14 protein-coding genes are annotated in these 17239 nt (G+C 68.3%); 8 read left to right on the forward strand and 6 right to left on the reverse strand.

The genetic code is table 11. The features are described 5' to 3' along the window. Positions 1-72 precede the first annotated feature (72 nt). The 4 genes from ABMA10_RS12915 to ABMA10_RS12930 are packed head-to-tail and all read left to right on the forward strand — an operon-like array spanning position 73 to position 5280. Positions 73-1761 carry an ABC transporter substrate-binding protein gene (locus ABMA10_RS12915; protein ID WP_414693677.1) on the forward strand — a complete coding sequence of 563 codons (1689 nt, stop codon included), beginning with the start codon at positions 73-75 and terminating at the stop codon, positions 1759-1761. After that, complete coding sequence (locus tag ABMA10_RS12920) at positions 1758-2735, forward strand: ABC transporter permease (protein ID WP_431030607.1); 978 nt, start codon at positions 1758-1760, stop codon at positions 2733-2735. The genes ABMA10_RS12915 and ABMA10_RS12920 overlap by 4 nt, the downstream gene beginning before the upstream one ends. Then, the gene (locus tag ABMA10_RS12925; protein WP_347869073.1) at positions 2732-3610 is read left to right on the forward strand and encodes an ABC transporter permease; all 879 of its coding nucleotides are present in this window, start codon (positions 2732-2734) and stop codon (positions 3608-3610) included. Before ABMA10_RS12920 ends, ABMA10_RS12925 begins: the two co-directional genes overlap by 4 nt. Continuing rightward, entirely contained in the window at positions 3607-5280 is a 1674-nt protein-coding gene (locus ABMA10_RS12930; protein ID WP_347869072.1) for an ABC transporter ATP-binding protein, read from the forward strand. The genes ABMA10_RS12925 and ABMA10_RS12930 overlap by 4 nt, the downstream gene beginning before the upstream one ends. Here ABMA10_RS12930 and ABMA10_RS12935 read toward each other — a convergent pair. After that, entirely contained in the window at positions 5263-7470 is a 2208-nt protein-coding gene (locus ABMA10_RS12935; RefSeq protein WP_347869071.1) for an acyltransferase family protein, read from the reverse strand. The genes ABMA10_RS12930 and ABMA10_RS12935 overlap by 18 nt on opposite strands. A gap of 141 nt (positions 7471-7611) precedes the next feature. Between ABMA10_RS12935 and valS the strand changes: the two genes are divergently transcribed. From valS to ABMA10_RS12955, 4 genes are read left to right on the forward strand one after another with little or no spacing between them, the layout of a single operon-like run. Then, positions 7612-10209 (forward strand): valine--tRNA ligase, encoded by a 2598-nt coding sequence (valS, locus tag ABMA10_RS12940; protein WP_347869070.1) that lies wholly within the window; start codon positions 7612-7614, stop codon positions 10207-10209. Continuing rightward, positions 10206-10652 carry a GNAT family N-acetyltransferase gene (locus ABMA10_RS12945; RefSeq protein WP_347869069.1) on the forward strand — a complete coding sequence of 149 codons (447 nt, stop codon included), beginning with the start codon at positions 10206-10208 and terminating at the stop codon, positions 10650-10652. Before valS ends, ABMA10_RS12945 begins: the two co-directional genes overlap by 4 nt. Then, positions 10652-10897: a hypothetical protein gene (locus tag ABMA10_RS12950; protein ID WP_347869068.1), complete on the forward strand. Its 246-nt coding sequence runs from the start codon at positions 10652-10654 to the stop codon at positions 10895-10897. The genes ABMA10_RS12945 and ABMA10_RS12950 overlap by 1 nt, the downstream gene beginning before the upstream one ends. A 55-nt stretch (positions 10898-10952) precedes the next feature. Next, complete coding sequence (locus ABMA10_RS12955) at positions 10953-12986, forward strand: M3 family metallopeptidase (protein ID WP_347869067.1); 2034 nt, start codon at positions 10953-10955, stop codon at positions 12984-12986. On the opposite strand, the gene ABMA10_RS12960 is transcribed toward ABMA10_RS12955, so the two are convergent. The 5 genes from ABMA10_RS12960 to ABMA10_RS12980 all read right to left on the reverse strand — a co-directional run bounded on the left by ABMA10_RS12960 (position 12946) and on the right by ABMA10_RS12980 (position 17186). Further along, a complete protein-coding gene (locus ABMA10_RS12960) occupies positions 12946-13683 on the reverse strand; it encodes a hypothetical protein (RefSeq protein ID WP_431030608.1) in 738 nt (245 codons plus the stop codon). The genes ABMA10_RS12955 and ABMA10_RS12960 overlap by 41 nt on opposite strands. Before the next feature lie 177 nt (positions 13684-13860). Beyond that, the gene (gene clpX / locus ABMA10_RS12965) at positions 13861-15138 is read right to left on the reverse strand and encodes an ATP-dependent Clp protease ATP-binding subunit ClpX (RefSeq protein WP_347869065.1); all 1278 of its coding nucleotides are present in this window, start codon (positions 15136-15138) and stop codon (positions 13861-13863) included. 117 nt (positions 15139-15255) lie between these two features. After that, positions 15256-15924 (reverse strand): ATP-dependent Clp protease proteolytic subunit, encoded by a 669-nt coding sequence (locus ABMA10_RS12970; RefSeq protein WP_285040406.1) that lies wholly within the window; start codon positions 15922-15924, stop codon positions 15256-15258. A 29-nt stretch (positions 15925-15953) separates the two neighbouring features. Further along, on the reverse strand, positions 15954-16547 hold the full coding sequence (locus ABMA10_RS12975) for an ATP-dependent Clp protease proteolytic subunit (RefSeq protein WP_347869063.1): 594 nt from the start codon (positions 16545-16547) through the stop codon (positions 15954-15956). A gap of 132 nt (positions 16548-16679) precedes the next feature. Further along, a complete protein-coding gene (locus tag ABMA10_RS12980; protein ID WP_347869062.1) occupies positions 16680-17186 on the reverse strand; it encodes a tetratricopeptide repeat protein in 507 nt (168 codons plus the stop codon). Positions 17187-17239: the final 53 nt, after the last annotated feature.

The raw sequence follows: 17239 nt of genomic DNA on the forward strand, positions 1-17239 counted from the left end.
TGGTTCTGAGACTGCGTCCAATAATTCGTGGGACGTGGTCGCCGGGCCTTCAGCACCCGGTCGGATCGCTCAATGGAGTCCCCTGTGCCTGCTTCCTCCCCTCTGCATCCTGTGCGCCCGGCGTCGTCCGGGCGACGATCGGCGCGGGTCGTCGCCGTCCTTGCACCCGCAGCACTGCTCCTCGCTGCGTGCTCCCCGGCTGCACCGACCGCGACGAGCACGCCGGTGACCGGCGGCACGCTCGTGTACGCGAGCGGCGACGCTGAGCCGGACTGCCTCGACCCGCACGTCGGCGGGAACTACCCGCAGGCCCTCCTCAGCTCCCAATACCTCGAGCCGCTCGTGTCGCGCGATGCCGACGGCGCGATCATCCCGTGGCTCGCTGAGTCGTGGACGACGTCCGAGGACGGACTGACGTGGGACTTCACCCTCCGCTCCGATGTGACGTTCACCGACGGCACGGCGTTCGACGCGGCGGCTGTCAAGGCGAACGTTGAACACCTGCAGAACCCCGAGACGAAGTCGTCGACGGGGTACCTCGCTGTCGGCAAGGTGGCCGCTGTCGAGGCGGTCGACGCCACGACGGCCCGGTTCACCCTGTCGACGCCGGACAGCGCGTTGCTCGAGTCGCTCTCCCAACCGTGGACGGCCATGGAGTCGCCGACCGGTCTCGCCCGCGGGCTCGACGCGAACTGCGAGGCTCCGGTGGGAACCGGTCCGTTCGTCGTCGATGAGTGGGTCAAGCAGGACCACGTGTCCCTCGTGCGGAACGACGCCTACGACTCCGCCCCAGCGGACTCGGCCCATGAGGGGCCCGCGTACCTCGACAGCATCACATGGCGTTTCATCCCCGACTCCGCGTCCCGGTTCGCCGCGCTCCAGAGCGGCGATGTCGACATCATCGACAACGCCCAGCCCGACACCATCGTTCAAGCGAAGGACTCGAAGACCATCGTCGACCTCGATGCGCCTCGCCCCGGCGCCTCGAACCGCATCGAGTTGAACGCGGGCCAGGCCCCCTTCGACGACGCAGGCGTCCGTGAGGCGTTCGTCCGTTCGACGGATGTCAATGCCGGCATCGAGTCGTTGTTCTTCGGCACTGCGAAGCGCTCGTACTCTCCACTCTCCAGCGCCGAGGCGACGGCGTACTCGGACGACAGTCTCTTCGGCTACGACCTCGACGCGGCCAACGAGCTGCTGGACGCAGCCGGCTGGACGACGAAGGATGCCGATGGTGTGCGGACGAAGGACGGCGTCCGCCTCACGGTGCGGTTCCCCGTGAGCACGAACCAATCGATCCCCGCCGAGCAGTCGCTCTTCGAGCAGATCCAGGCAGGTGCCGGTGAGGCCGGCTTCGACGTGCAGCTCGAACTGCTGGATCTGTCGAGCTGGTACGAGGCGCTCGGCACGAACGCCTATGAGGCTGTGAGCGCTCCCTACACGAAGGTCGGACCGGACGTGCTGCGAGTCCTCTACGACTCCGCAGGGATCGTCCCGGCGCCGAGCGGGTATTTCGCGAACCACGCCCAGCTGGACGACCCGGCGCTGGATGACATCCTCACCCAGGCGAGCGACACGCTCGACCCCGACGAGCGGGCGTTCCTGTACGAGCAGGCGCAGCAGATCATCCTCGACGGCTATTACATCCTTCCCCTGTACGACCAGCAGAACCACTTCCTGCTGAGCACCTCGCTGCAGGGCGTCCGCGCGCTGCCGACGGTGTCGACGCCGGTCTTCGCGGACGCCTGGCTCGTGGAGTGACGGCGGCCCGCCCGAGCACACTGGGCGGGCGCCGACTCCTCGGGAGGATCGGCGCCCGTCTGGCCGGCGCGGTCTTCGTACTCTGGGCGGTCGCGACCGTGACGTTCTTCGCCATCCGGTTGATCCCCGGCGATCCTGCTCAGGCGTACCTCGGCGGCCCGGGCTCGCAGGCTTCGACGGAAGCCCTCGAACGGGTCCGGGTCGAGTACGGACTCGACCAACCACTCCTGGTGCAGTACGCCTCCCAGTTAGGCCGTCTCGCGCAGGGTGATCTCGGGGTCTCAGCTTCGCAGCGCACTCCGGTGACCCAGATCCTCGGCGAGCAGCTCGGAGGGACGCTGCTGCTCGCCGTGCTCGCACTCATCGTGGCGTGGCTGCTCGCCCTCGGACTCACGATCTGGTCGACACGAGGCGGCCGGGTGTCCTCGGCCATCGGCTCGGGAGTCGAGCTCGTCGCCGCGTCGCTGCCGCAGTTCTGGCTGGGCACGGTCCTCATCTCCCTGTTCAGCACCTGGCTGGGCTGGTTGCCGCCGGTCAGCACCGGTGGCGCGGCAGGTCTCGTCCTCCCCGTGCTGACCCTCGCCATCCCCGTCGCCGGCTTCCTCGCCCAGGTCATGCGGGAGCCACTCCTCGATGCGCAGTCGGCGCCGTTCGCGGTCTCGGCCGCTGCCCGCGGCGAGACCAGGACGGGCATGCTCCTGCGACACGGTCTGCGGCATGCGTCGGTACCAGCCGTGAACCTCTCAGGCTGGGCGTTCGGCTATCTCATCAGCGGCGCGGTCGTCGTCGAGACGATCTTCGCCCGTCCTGGCCTCGGTCGGACGCTGCTGCAGGCGGTCACTGTGCGGGACGTCCCCGTCGTGACCGGCGTCGTCCTGGTCTCGGCTCTCGCGTATGTGATCGTGCTCCTCATCGCGGACGCCGCGGCCGAACTCCTCGATCCACGCGACAGTCGACGTCGGGTGACCTCATGAGCGGCCTCGCGATCACGCCGGCTTCCGAACGGAGCGGTGCCCGCATACCCACAGATCGGTGGCGCGTCGCGGGGTTCGGCATCCCGGAGGTCCTCGCCGGGCTCGTCGTGCTGCTCCTGCTCGGCTTCGCAGTCGCACCACAGTTGTTCGCGCCGCTGTCCCCGACCGCTGTGGATCCACGCATCGCGTTCTCCTCGCCGTCGATCCAGCATTGGTTCGGCACCGACGAATCAGGACGCGACATCTGGAGCCGCGTCGTGCACGGCGCGGCGACCTCGCTCCTCATCGGCACGGCCGCCACGGCGATCGGCCTCGCACTCGGAGCGATCCTCGCCACAGCGGCGGCCGTCGGCGGGCGCGTCGTCGACTTCGCCGTCGGTCGGGTGCTCGAAGTGCTCTTCGCGTTCCCCGGGCTGTTGCTCGCCCTCCTGGTGATCGTCATCGCCGGTCCCGGGCCGGTCACAGCGACGATCGCCGTCGGCCTGTCCACCGCGCCCGGCTACGCCCGCCTGATCCGCGGGCAGCTGATCCAGGTCAGATCCGCTGACTACGTGGAATCTGCGAGGGTCCTCGGTCACGGGCCGGCGCGGATCCTCGTCCGTCACATCCTGCCGAACGCGGTCGCGCCACTCTTCGTGCTCGCAACCCTCGGCATCGGGCAGGCCGTCGTCTGGGCGTCCGCACTCAGCTACCTCGGTCTCGGCGCGCAACCGCCAGCGCCCGAATGGGGCGCGATGCTCGCCGCCGCTCGAACCTACCTCGCCACCGCATGGTGGCTGACGGCGTTCCCCGGACTCATGATCGTGGCCACGGCGCTCTCCACGACCATCCTCGGGCGAGGCCTGCAACGACGCCTGCGGGAGGGCACCCGATGAGCGCTCAGCATCCGCTGCTCCGCGTCGACGGCCTGAGTGTCGGCTTCGGAGGCCCCGACCACGCCGTCCGGAACGTCTCGTTCGACGTCGAGCGCGGCACCTGCGTCGCGATCGTCGGTGAGTCCGGATCGGGTAAGAGCGTCACCGCCCGCACGCTGCTGGGTCTTGCGGGACCGACCGCCAACGTGACAGCGGAACGCCTCGAGTTCGACGGGACCGACCTCCGCCCCCTCGACGCCCGCGGCTGGCGCCGTCTGCGCGCGAGACGCATCGGACTCGTGCTGCAGGACGCGCTCGTCTCTCTGGACCCGCTCCGACCGATCGGGCGCGAGATCGACGACGCGCTCCGTCTCGGCACGTCACTCGGCCGTTCGGACCGGGCGGCCCGCGTCCTCCAGCTGCTCGAGGCGGTCGGTATGCCCGAGCCGGCGACCCGCGTGGGCCAGCGCTCCGGCGAACTGTCGGGCGGGTTGCGTCAGCGGGCGCTCATCGCCGCCGCGATCGCCCTCGACCCCGACCTCCTCATCGCCGATGAGCCGACGACCGCTTTGGACGTGACCGTCCAGGCCCGGATCCTCGGCCTGCTCGCCGACATCAAGCGTCGCGGTGCCGGGCTGCTCCTCATCAGTCACGACCTGGCCGTGGTCTCATCGATCGCCGACCACATCGTGGTCATGCAGGCGGGAGGGATCGTCGAACAGGGGACGGCCGCTCAGGTGCTCAGCGCGCCCCAGCATCCCTACACGCGTGCGCTGCTCGCTGCGGTGCCGACCGATAGCCCACGTGGCACACGGCTGAGCGTGCCGGACGCCGCCAGCGCACCGAGGAGCCCGTCGGCCGGCCCCGTGCGCTCCGGGCAGCGCACGGAACCACGGCCGGCACGCACACCGGCACTGGAGTTCCGTGACGTGGTCCGCACCTTCCGCGGCGCATCCGGCTCCGTTCCGGTCCGCGCGGTCGACGAGGTCACCCTCAGCCTGGCGCCCGGGACGACGCTCGGCATCGTCGGAGAATCCGGCTCGGGCAAGACCACGCTCGCGAGGATCGCGCTCGGCCTCACTGCACCGGAATCCGGTTCCGTGCTCCTCGACGGCGAACCGTGGTCCGGTGTCGCCGAACGCGATCGCCGTTCACGTCGGCACCGCTTGGGCTGGGTGTCGCAGGACCCGCTCAGCTCCTTCGACCCGCGGTGGCGCGTCGCGGCGATCATCGCCGACGCATTGCCGAAGCGCTCCGCATCGCGGCTCGCGGTGGCCGAGCTCCTGAGCGACGTCGGCCTCGACCCGTCGCTCGAACATGCGCGCCCCCGCACGCTCTCCGGCGGGCAACGACAACGCGTCGCCATCGCCCGCGCACTCGCCAGCCGTCCCTCCACGCTCATCCTCGACGAACCGGTGTCTGCTCTCGATGTGACGGTGCAGGCACGCATCCTCGACCTGCTCGACGCCCTGCAGGAACGGCACGGACTGAGCTACCTGCTGATCTCCCACGACCTCGGCGTCATCCGACACATGAGCGATGAGGTGGCCGTCATGCAGAACGGCCGCATCGTCGAGTACGGGCCGACCGAGCAGGTCTTCACCTCGCCCCGACACGCGTACACGGCCCGCCTCGCCGACGATGCTCCCCGCCTCGCCGATCGAGGCGCCGGCTCAGCGCCCGTCGGCTGAACCGGCGGCACTCAACTGGTCGATCACGCCCTGGATCGTCGGCGCGAGCGTGGCCGCATACACCCAGCTGAGATGGTTCGAGTCCCGGTACGCGAGCACGTCGCCGATCACCGGTGAACACTTGTCAGCCTCGCACAGGGCGTCGGTGAGGTCGAGCGGGCGCACGCGCGGGTCCTCGCTCGCGATGGCCGCATCGAACTGCGGATCCTCGGTGAGGGCATCCGTCCTGTCGCGTGCGCAGGCCGACGCCGGTTCGGCCTCGTCCCGGATGCAGGTGAGGACGTCCTCTCGCATGGTCGGCGTGTCGCGCAGCACGATGATGTGCTCGATCGACTCCGGGACGTCGGCCCAACGCGCGGCGTACGCATCGGCTGCAGCGTCCTGCCAGCGTCCACCGTCGTCGGCGGTGACAGGGTTGCGGGCTCGTGCTGCGACGACGATCGTGTCGATGCGTGGGTCGTCGGCGAGGAGCGCACGAGCATCTCGGTTCCATTCCACGCAGCCCGCGCGCATCTCGGCGAGCACCTCGGCGCTCAGTCCGGGTTCGGTCCGTTCAGCGTCGCTGAATGGACACGAACTCTTCGCGACCACGAGCAATCGCCAGCCGCCGGATGCAGCGGCGGCGGCGAAGGCCGGCAACCATTGTTCCGCGTGAGAGTCTCCGATGAGCGCGACCGTCCTCGTCGCCACATCCTCGTCGGCTCCATATGCGCAGACCTCGAACCCGCTTGCACGGATGCCTGTGATGCAGCGCTCAGGTGGCGCGTCGGCGAGCGACGGATCCGGGACGATCTCCACTGCCGTCGTGGGGCCCGTCGTCGACTGACCCGTGTGAGGATCGGCGTCCCCACCACCGACCACGTCATCGACTGGCACCTCTCTCGACTGACACGCGTTCGCATCGAGCAGCGCGGCAGCACCGAAACACGCCGGGGGCGCAGCGACCATCCGCTCGATCCGCTGTTGCTCGGCTGCCACCCGAGCCTCCGCGCGTGGCAGCCCGACGACCGACACCGCGAGCAGGAGCGCCATCACCCCAGCCGTCGCGCCCAGTATCGTCGCCGGGCGCATGCCCGCGGGAGCCCCGAAGCGGATCGGCGTCTCGATCCAGCGGGTGGTCGCCTCCGCGAGGGCAATGGTCACCGAGAGCATCACGAGCTGCTCGAACGCGGTCGCGGACCGCGACAGCACGAACCCGCCCAGTACGAGGACCGGCCAATGCCAGAGATAGACCGAATACGAACGGGCGCCGAGCCACTGGATGGGACGCATCGAGAGGGCCACGACGGGCGACGGTCCACGCGACGGAGCTGCGGCCCAGATGACCGCGAGCGTTCCCATCACCGGGACGGCAGCCGTCGCGCTGGGGAACGGTGTCGCCTCCGAGTAGGCGAAGGCGGCGAATCCGATCGCGCCGAGTCCGGTCCAGGCCACGGGAACCCGCACGGCGTCGGCGATCAGTGACCGCCCGGAGGAACCGGCGACCACCACGGCGAGCAGACCTCCTGCGGCGAACTCCCACGCCCTGGTCGTCGTCGCGAAATACGCCGGAGACGGGTCCTGCGCCGTGTGCACCACTGACCAGACCATCGACGCCAGGAACACGAGGGCGAGCGCGACCGCCGTGACGGCACGCAACGCCGTGGGTCTCCTCCCCCACTCGACCGGACGGCGCGCGACGAGCCGGGAGGCCACCCACGCGGCGGCGGCGATGAGCAGCGGCCACACCAGATAGAACTGCTCTTCGACCGAGAGCGACCAGTAGTGCTGCACCGGCGACGGCGACGCCTCCGCGGCGAGATAGTCGACGGAGGAACCCGCGAGAGCCCAGTTCTCGATGTAGAGCGCCGACCAGGCCGTCTCGCGCAGGAACCGCGGCAGGTCGCCGACGGGCGCCAGCACCCAGGAGGCGATCATGGTCGCGAGCAGCACGGTCAGCGCAGCTGGGAGGAGCCGCCGCGCTCGCCGCGCCCAGAACCGCCCGAGCCGGACCGAACCGGACGTCTCGACCTCGCGAAGGACGTGGGCGGTGATCAGGAACCCGGAGATCGCGAAGAACACGTCCACCCCGATGAACCCACCCGGCACGAGCTCCGGGCGCAGATGGAACAGCACCACGAGGGCGACCGCCACAGCGCGGAGGCCCTGGAGGTCGGCGCGGATCGCGCCCGACGTGGCTCGGGTCGGCACGGTCCGATGCTATCGGCGACGAGGCACTCTCGGTGGCTGGTCTGTGCGGGATGACGCCACATGCGCTGCGGTAGCATGGAACGTTCCCACACACTCAGGCACGCAGACACGGTGCCGCACATATCAGCAGGAGATCGCCCCATGACCGCTGCCAGCATCCCGGACAAGCCGGCCCTCGAAGGTCTCGAGCAGAAATGGGGCTCCTCCTGGGAGACCTCGGGGACGTACCGGTTCGATCGTGCGGGCGCGACGCGCGAGTGCATCTACTCGATCGACACCCCGCCGCCCACCGCCTCCGGATCGCTGCACATCGGTCACGTCTTCAGCTACACGCACACCGACGTCATTGCTCGTTACCAGCGCATGACCGGCAAGCGCGTCTTCTACCCCATGGGCTGGGACGACAACGGCCTGCCCACCGAGCGCCGCGTCCAGAACTACTACGGCGTGCGCTGCGACCCCACCCTCCCCTACGAGGCCGGCTTCACGCCGCCGTTCGAGGGCGGCGACAACAAGAGCACCAAGGCCGCCGACCAGATCCCGATCTCGCGTCGCAACTTCATCGAGCTGTGCGAGCGCCTCACCGTCGAGGACGAGCAGCAGTTCGAAGCCGTCTGGCGCGCGCTCGGCCTGTCGGTGGACTGGACCCAGACCTACCGCACGATCGGCGACGAGTCCATCACGGCGAGCCAGCTCGCCTTCCTCCGCAACCTCGATCGTGGCGAGGCGTACCAGGCCATGGCACCGACCCTGTGGGACGTCACGTTCCGCACCGCCGTCGCGCAGGCCGAACTCGAGGACAAGGACCAGCCGGGAACGTACCGCCGGCTCTCCTTCCACCGCCCGGACGGCGGGACGATCGAGATCGAGACCACCCGCCCCGAGTTGCTCCCCGCCTGCGTCGCCCTGGTCGCGCACCCGGACGACGAACGCTTCAAACCACTCTTCGGCACGACCGTCACGACCCCCGTCTTCGGCGTCGAGGTCCCCGTGCTTGCACACCACCTCGCTCAGCCGGACAAGGGTGCGGGCATCGCAATGGTCTGCACCTTCGGCGACATCACCGACATCGTCTGGTGGCGCGAGCTCGACCTCCCGAACCGGGCGATCCTCGGCTTCGACGGCCGTGTCATCTCCGAGGCCCCAGAGGCCATCACGACCGACGCCGGCCTCGAGGCGTACGCACAGCTCGCCGGCAAGACCGTGTTCAGCGCCAAGCAGACCGTCGTCGACCTCCTCGCGGCGTCCGGCGACCTCATCGGCGAGCCGAAGCAGATCACGCACCCGGTCAAGTTCTTCGAGAAGGGCGACAAGCCGCTCGAGATCGTCTCGACGCGCCAGTGGTACATCCGGAACGGCGCCCGCGACGAGCAGCTGAAGGGCCGACTCCTGGAGCTCGGTTCCGAGCTCCAGTGGCACCCCGAGTTCATGCGCGTCCGCTACGAGAACTGGGTGGGCGGTCTCTCCGGCGACTGGCTCATCTCACGTCAGCGCTTCTTCGGTGTGCCCATCCCCCTGTGGTACCCGCTCGACGGCGACGGCAACCCCGTCTACGACCAGCCGATCGCGCCGGACCACGCCGCCCTGCCCGTCGACCCGTCGAGTGATGCCGCCCCTGGCTACGAGGAAGCGCAGCGTGGTGTCGCCGGCGGCTTCATGGGTGAAGTCGACGTCATGGACACGTGGGCCACCTCGAGCCTCACGCCCCAGCTCGCCGGCGGCTGGGAGCGCGACCCCGAGCTCTGGGACCTGGTGTTCCCCTACTCCTTGCGCCCGCAGGGCCAGGACATCATCAGGACCTGGCTCTTCTCGACCATGCTCCGCAGCGTCCTCGAGTACGACGAGAAGCCCTGGGAGCACGCGGCGCTGTCCGGATTCATCGTCGACCCCGACCGCAAGAAGATGTCGAAGTCGAAGGGCAACGTCGTCACCCCGGCCGCCATGCTCGAGCAGCACGGGTCCGACGCCGTCCGCTACTGGGCGGCATCCAGCCGCCTCGGGACCGACGCAGCCTTCGACCCGCAGAACCCGACGCAGATCAAGATCGGCCGCCGACTGGCCATCAAGGTCCTCAACGCCTCGAAGTTCATCCTGGGCTTCGCCGGCAGTGCGGACGCACCCGTCACGGAGGCGGTGGACCTCGCAATGCTCAGCGTCCTTCGCAAGACGGTGACCGACGCGACGACCGCCCTTGCGGGCTACGACCACGCCCGCGCGCTGGAGGTCACCGAGGCGTTCTTCTGGACGTTCTGCGACGACTACCTCGAGCTCGTCAAGGAGCGCGCGTACGGTGAGGAGAGCCCGGCTCAGGCGTCGGCTGTCGCCGCGCTGCGGATCGCACTGTCGACGCTGCTGCGCCTGTTCGCACCGTTCATCCCGTTCGCCGCTGAAGAAGCCTGGTCCTGGACGCACAGCGGATCGGTTCACCAGTCGAGCTGGCCCACCGACGATGAGTTCGCGGGTGTCCCGACCGGCGAGCCGCAGGTCCTGCAGCTCGCAAGCGAGGCGCTCACCGGCATTCGTCGCGCGAAGACCGACGCGAAGGCCTCACAGAAGACGCAGGTCCAGTCCGCAGTGATCGCGGCCCCGGCCGAGTCTGTCGAGCTTCTCAGCCGAGTGGCCGCCGACCTCCGGGCAGTCGGCCGCATCGAGACGCTCGAATTCCAGACCGCCGAGCAACTCGTCGTCGGCTCCATCGCCTTCGCTCCGGCCGAGACCAACGAGGAGGCACGCGCATGAGCATCACCATCCGTCCCGCCGTCGAGGGCGACCTGTTCGCCTGGCACGCCCTGTACTCGGGCTACGGCGAGTTCTACGGCAACCCGCTGAGCGATCAGAAGGCGGTCCTCGTCTGGGGTTGGCTGAGCGATCCTGCCCACCCGTTGAACGCCCTCGTAGCCGAGGACGAGCAGGGCGGCCTCACAGGCATCGCCCACTACCGCATCTTCCCCCGAGCTCTCGCAGGCGGCACCGGCCTCTATCTCGACGATCTGTACGTCAGCGAGGACTCCCGAGCGGAGGGCGTCGGGACGGCTCTCATCGAGCGGTTGCGCGAACTCGCGGTCGAAGGCGGTCACGGCGTCGTCCGGTGGATCACCGCTGCTGACAATGAGCGCGCGCAGGCCGTCTACGACAAGCTCGCCACCCGCACGAGCTGGGTGACCTACGACCTGGAGCCGTAATGCAGCTCGGAACTCGCTGGACCGTCGGTGCCGAGGCTCCAACCGCAGTACCAGACAGTGTCCGGGCCGCGATCGCGGCGGAAGAGCGCGAGCTCACGGAGCAGGGTGTCGATGCCTCGACCTGGCGCTGGACCCTCACCTGGTTGGAGCGTCGTGCCGTCGTGGAGCTGGATGACGGCACGATCATCAGACAGACGCCCGACGACTCAGCCGAGCTGATCCGCCCCGAGACCGACGCCGACTGACCTGTCGCGCGGCGGTGATGTGGAGTGCGTGCAGCCATCCTCGTTAGGGTGAGGTATGGCAGCCACCACGAATCCATTCCTCACGCCGAGCACGCTCCCCTATCAGCTCCCGCCGTTCGGCGAGATCCGCGAGGAGCATTACCGGCCGGCCTTCGACGCTGGATTCGCCGAGCACCTGGCCGAGATCGCGGCGATCACCACCCAGTCGGAGGAGCCCACCTTCGAGAACACGCTGCTCCCGCTGGAGCGCAGCGGCGCGATCCTCTCCCGCGTCGCCGCGGTGTTCTTCAACCAGAGTTCGGCCGACAGCTCGGCCTTCACGAACCAGCTCGAAGAGGAGCTCGCCCCGCAGCTCGCAGCCCACGAGGACGCCATCCGGTTGGACCCGGCCCTGTACGAGCGTCTCTCCGCGGTGCACGGCCAGCTGGACGAGCTCCAGCTCTCAGCTGAAGACCGCTACCTTGTCGAGCGGGTGCACACCGAACACACGCTCGCCGGCGCGGCCCTCGACGCCGACCAGAAGCAAGCACTGTCCGATCTGAACCTCCGGCTGTCCACACTGACGACGCGCTTCGAGAAGCAGCTCCTCGCGGATACGAACGAACTCGCGCTCCATCTCACCGATCGCGCGGAGCTCGACGGACTGAGCGCCGGAGAGATCTCCGCGGCTGCGCAGGCCGCGTCCGAACGGGGGCTGGAGGGGTGGCTCATCACCCTCGTCCTCCCGACCGGACATCCTGCGCTCGCAGCGCTCACGGACCCCTCCGTCCGTGAGCGGATCATGACAGCGTCCCGAAGCCGTGGTGCACACGGCGGTCCCAACGACAACCGGGCCCTGGTCCTGGAGATCACCCGGCTGCGAGCAGAGCGCGCCGCACTGCTCGGCTTCCCTTCGCACGCTGCCGCCGTCACGGCCGATCAGACCGCTGGTACCCCGGAGGCGGTCGCCGAGCTCCTCACACGGCTCGCGGCCCCTGCCGCACGGAATGCCGAGCGCGAACAGCGCGAACTCGAACTCGTCACCGGCTCGGACCACATCGAGGCGTGGGACTGGGCGTACGCCACTGAGCAGGTGCGGGTCGAGCGCTTCGACGTCGACACCGCGGCCATGCGCCCCTACTTCGAGGCCGAGCGAGTCCTCCGGGACGGTGTCTTCAATGCCGCGACGAAGCTGTACGGCATCACGTTCATCGAGCGTGCCGATCTCCAGGGGTACCACCCGGACGTCCGGGTGTTCGAAGTGTTCAACGAGGATGGATCCGGTGTGGGGCTGTACCTGCTCGACCTGTACACCCGCGATACCAAGCGCGGAGGCGCGTGGATGAACGCGCTCATCTCCCAGAGCCGTCTCCTCGGCACTCCCACTGTGGTGGTCAACAACCTCAACGTGCCGAAACCGGCACCGGGCGAGGCGACGCTCCTGAGCTTCGACGAGGTCAACACCTTCTTCCACGAGTTCGGGCACGCACTGCACGGGCTGTTCGCGCAGGTCGAATACCCGCGTTTCTCCGGCACGAGCGTGTTCCGTGACTTCGTCGAGTTCCCGAGCCAGGTCAACGAGATGTGGATGCTGTGGCCGGACGTGCTCGCGGACTACGCGAGGCACTACGAGACGGACGAAGCGATGCCGGACGAGCTGGTTGCGAAGATCCAAGCCTCCGAGGGGTTCAATGAGGGGTTCTCGACGAGCGAGTACCTGGCTGCGGCGCTCCTCGACCAGGCATGGCACACGATCAGCGCCACCGACCGCGTTCACGACGTGGACGCGTTCGAAGCAGCGGCTCTTCGCGCGGTCGGTCTCGACAACCCGGCCGTGCCGCCCCGGTACGCGAGCACCTACTTCGCGCACACCTTCTCCGGCGGCTACGACGCGGGCTACTACTCCTATATCTGGAGCGAGGTGCTGGACGCGGACACTGTTGACTGGTTCACCGAGAACGGCGGCCTCACACGGGAGAACGGCGACCGTTTCCGCACGCGTCTGCTCGGTGTCGGTGGATCGAAGGATCCGCTCGAGGCCTACCGCGACTTCCGTGGCCGCGATGCGGTCATCGAGCCGTTGCTGCGCCGTCGGGGTCTGGAGGGCTGAGCGGCCGCCGCCGCTCGTCGAGGTGGCGGCGGACGGCGAAGGCGACGACGACTTCCGGCGTCGTCCGTGCGGCTGTCGCCACTCGGGCGACATCAGCAGCCAGCTCAGGAGACAGCTGCACCCATCCCGACTCCAGCGACGGCGTCGCGGCGACCGGGATCGATCCGGGGACGGCGGGCACCGCATCTCCGTCGTCGTCCCGCAGGAACAGTGCCAGCACCGGGACGACGATGGTCCCGAGAGCGTCCAGGATCACGACCACGCCGAACGCACGCCAGTAGTCGGGCGCCGCCTCGCCTGGGATCTCACCGTTTGTCAGGATGGGAAGGCTCACCAGCGTGGCGGTGAGCAGGATGAACAGGCAGGTCGCGCCGAGTCCCATTCGGACGGGGAAGCGACGGCGATGCGCCAGCAACAGCAGCAGGTTGCCTTGGGCAAGACTCAACGACCAGATGCCGGCGATCGCGAAGGCCCGCAGGATCTCGCCGAACCCACCGCCGGACCAGTCTCGCCAGATGACGACGAGCCCCAGCAGGAGCGCCAGGATGGCGACGCCGACGCCGACGAGTCCGGCGACCCGTAACGCTCGCCCGGCCAGGGCGAGGTCGCAGAGAGCGACGATGCTGAAGCCTGCTACGAGCAGCGCAGTCAGCAGGATGCGCCCCTGCACCTCACCGAAGTCGCCGGTGAACAGCACGACGATTCCGAGGAGTGCGGTCAGGGACAGCGAGACGATGATCGTGATGACCGCAGCGCGACGAACCCCCGGACGAGCACCGAGCGGGGCTCAGTACTCGTGGGCACGGTGCTCGTCGGCGTACCGTTCGTCGAAGGTTCCGTCGTCATCGTCGGCCCTCAGATGGACGCGGACGAGCTACGCGGACTTCTCGTGCCGCCGTGCCGCGCGCGGCACGATGGTCGGTGCAGCGTTCTCAACCACGGATTCACGCGTGATGACCACACGCGCCACTTCGTCGGTGGAAGGCACCTCGAACATGATCGGCCCGAGCACCTCCTCCATGATCGCTCGGAGACCGCGAGCACCCGTCTTCCGGAGGACCGCGAGGTCGGCGATCGCTTCGAGAGCGGCCTGATCGAACTCCAGCTCGACGCCGTCGATCTCGAACATGCGCTGGTACTGGCGGACGAGCGCGTTCTTCGGGACCGTCAGGATCTCCATGAGTGCGTGCTGATCGAGCGGCGTGACCGTCGTGACGACGGGGAGACGACCGATGAACTCCGGGATCAGACCGAACTTGTGCAGGTCCTCAGGGAGGACCTCACCGAACAGGTTGACGTCGTCGCCCTTGCTGTGGAGCGGAGCGCCGAAGCCGATGCCCTTCTTGCCAGCGCGCGACGAGATGATCTCCTCGAGCCCCGCGAACGCACCGGCGACGATGAACAGGACGTTCGTCGTGTCGATCTGGATGAACTCCTGGTGAGGATGCTTGCGGCCACCCTGCGGCGGTACCGAGGCGACTGTGCCCTCGAGGATCTTCAGCAGCGCCTGCTGCACTCCCTCACCGGAGACGTCGCGCGTGATCGACGGGTTCTCCGCCTTGCGGGCGATCTTGTCGACCTCGTCGATGTAGATGATGCCCGTCTCCGCCCGTTTGACGTCGTAGTCGGCGGCCTGGATGAGCTTGAGGAGGATGTTCTCGACGTCCTCACCGACATAGCCAGCCTCGGTGAGGGCGGTCGCGTCGGCGACGGCGAACGGCACGTTCAGTCGTTTCGCCAGCGTCTGGGCGAGATAGGTCTTGCCGCAACCCGTCGGGCCGATCAGCAGGATGTTGCTCTTGGCGATCTCGATGTCGTCGTGGACCGTCTCGGCCGGAGCCAGGGTCGCACGCGAGCGCACACGCTTGTAATGGTTGTACACCGCGACCGACAGCGCCTTCTTGGCGCCCTCCTGGCCGATGACGTACTCCTCGAGGAAGGCGAAGATCTCCTTCGGCTTCGGCAGGTCGAACTCGCTGACCGTCTCCTCGCTGGCCTCTGCGAGGCGCTCTGCGATGATCTCGTTGCACAACTCGACGCACTCGTCGCAGATGTACACGCCGGGGCCGGCGATCAGCTGCTGCACCTGCTTCTGGCTTTTGCCGCAGAAGGAACATTTGAGCAGATCGGCGCTCTCGCCTATCCGTGCCATGTCTTCTCTCCCTCTCGCTGGAGATTCGGTGCTCTGAGCCTAGCTTGTCCCTGCGACAACGCGGCGCGCCACCCCGCTGGGATGACGCGCCGCGTCGAGCTCACGTGCTGAGACCGATCAGGCCGTGATGGCCGCGACCGGGTTCTTCCGCGACGTGAGCACCTGGTCGATGAGACCGTACTCGAGGGCTTCCGCCGCCGAGAGGATCTTGTCGCGGTCGATGTCCTTGTTGACCTGCTCGACCGAACGGTTCGAGTGGTGAGACAGGGTCGACTCGAGCCACCCGCGCATGCGGAGGATCTCGGCCGCCTGGATCTCGATGTCCGATGCCTGACCGTGACCGGCTTCGCCGACGGCGGGCTGGTGGATCAGGATGCGGGCGTTCGGCAGCGCAAGGCGCTTACCGGGCGTTCCGGCAGCCGTCAGGACCGCGGCGGCGGAAGCCGCCTGGCCGAGGACGACCGTCATGACGTGCGGACGGATGTACTGCATCGTGTCGTAGATCGCCGTCATCGCGGTGAACGAACCACCGGGCGAGTTGATGTACATGACGATGTCGCGGTCGGGGTCCATGCTCTCCAGCACGAGGAGCTGGGCCATGATGTCGTCGGCGGACGCATCGTCGACCTGCACCCCGAGGAAGATGATGCGGTCCTCGAAGAGCTTCGCATACGGGTCCTGACGCTTGTAGCCGTAGGCCGTGCGCTCTTCGAAGCTCGGGAGGATGTAGCGGGCACCCGGCATCTGCAGCGAGCGGCCGGCCGCACTGAACGTTGGAGTCTCCATGTGTTGCATTCCTGTCTGTCGGAGCCGGGTTACTTGTCGGTGTCGACGGTTCCGCCGCCGCCGGCCACGTCGAGCGCGGACTCACGGAGGTGGTCGACGAAGCCGTATTCGAGCGCTTCCTCGGCGTTGAACCAGCGGTCGCGGTCGCCGTCGGCGTTGATCTGCTCGACAGACTTGCCGGTCTGGGCGGCGGTGATCTCCGCCAGACGCTTCTTCATGTCGAGGATGAGCTGCGCCTGCGTCTGGATGTCGCTGGAGGTGCCACCGAATCCACCGTGCGGCTGGTGCAGCAGCACGCGGGCGTTGGGCGTGATGTAGCGCTTGCCCTTGGTGCCGGCGGTGAGGAGCAGCTGGCCCATCGATGCAGCCATGCCGATGCCGACGGTGACGATGTCGTTCGGAACGAACTGCATGGTGTCGTAGATGGCCATGCCGGCCGTGATCGAGCCACCGGGAGAGTTGATGTAGAGGTAGATGTCGCGCTTCGGGTCGTCCGCGGCGAGGAGCAGCAGCTTGGCCGCGATCTCGTTCGCGTTCTCGTCGCGGACCTCGGCGCCCAGCCAGATGATCCGGTCCTTCAGCAGGCGGTCAAAGACGCTGGGCGAGAACTGTGGTTCGGCCATTATCGCTCCGTTTCGGTTGTGCAGTGGTTCGAATCTATCGGAGCCGACGTACCGCGGACGCCCTGTTCGCCCTCGGCAGACTCTCGGGCCCGTCGGTTCGCCCGAGGCGGACGGACAAGCGGCGGCGGGGCGTCAACGCGATGGATCGACGTCCAGCTCATCGGCATACGCACGGACCGAGCGATGGTAACGGGGCAGGTGCGGCTCGAGCGCCCGCAGGGCGACGGCGGTGGCTCGGCGCGGGTGTCCGGCACTGACGAGGGCCAAGGCGAGGAACGCCGCCGTCGCGTCTGCATAGGGGCCGTCGGGATCGTCGCTCAGCTGCCGGTCGAGCATCTCGACGCTCTCAGCGTGGCGCCCGAGGTTCCTGAGCGTGCTCGCCAGCTGGATGACCGCTTGCGGGTGATGCTCCTCGTCGAGTCCTGCATCGAGCGCGCGACGGTACAGGGACTCCGCCTCGACCTCGAGGCCTGCGGAGTCGCGTGCTCCGGCTGCCTCGAACGCACCTCGCGCATCGCCGTCCGGGCGTTCGGCGACGAGGGCGTCGATGGCGGCGATCACCTGCGCATCGTCGAGAGAGGAGTCCGCCCACACGGCCTCGACCCGCGAGCTCCAGTGTTCCGTCACAGCTTCGCTCATGTCCATGTCCACCTTTCGTCGTCTTGCGGAGACGACAACAGGGGCGGAATCGC

This window comes from Plantibacter sp. RU18 (assembly GCF_050613355.1).
Taxonomy (GTDB): Bacteria; Actinomycetota; Actinomycetes; order Actinomycetales; family Microbacteriaceae; genus Plantibacter.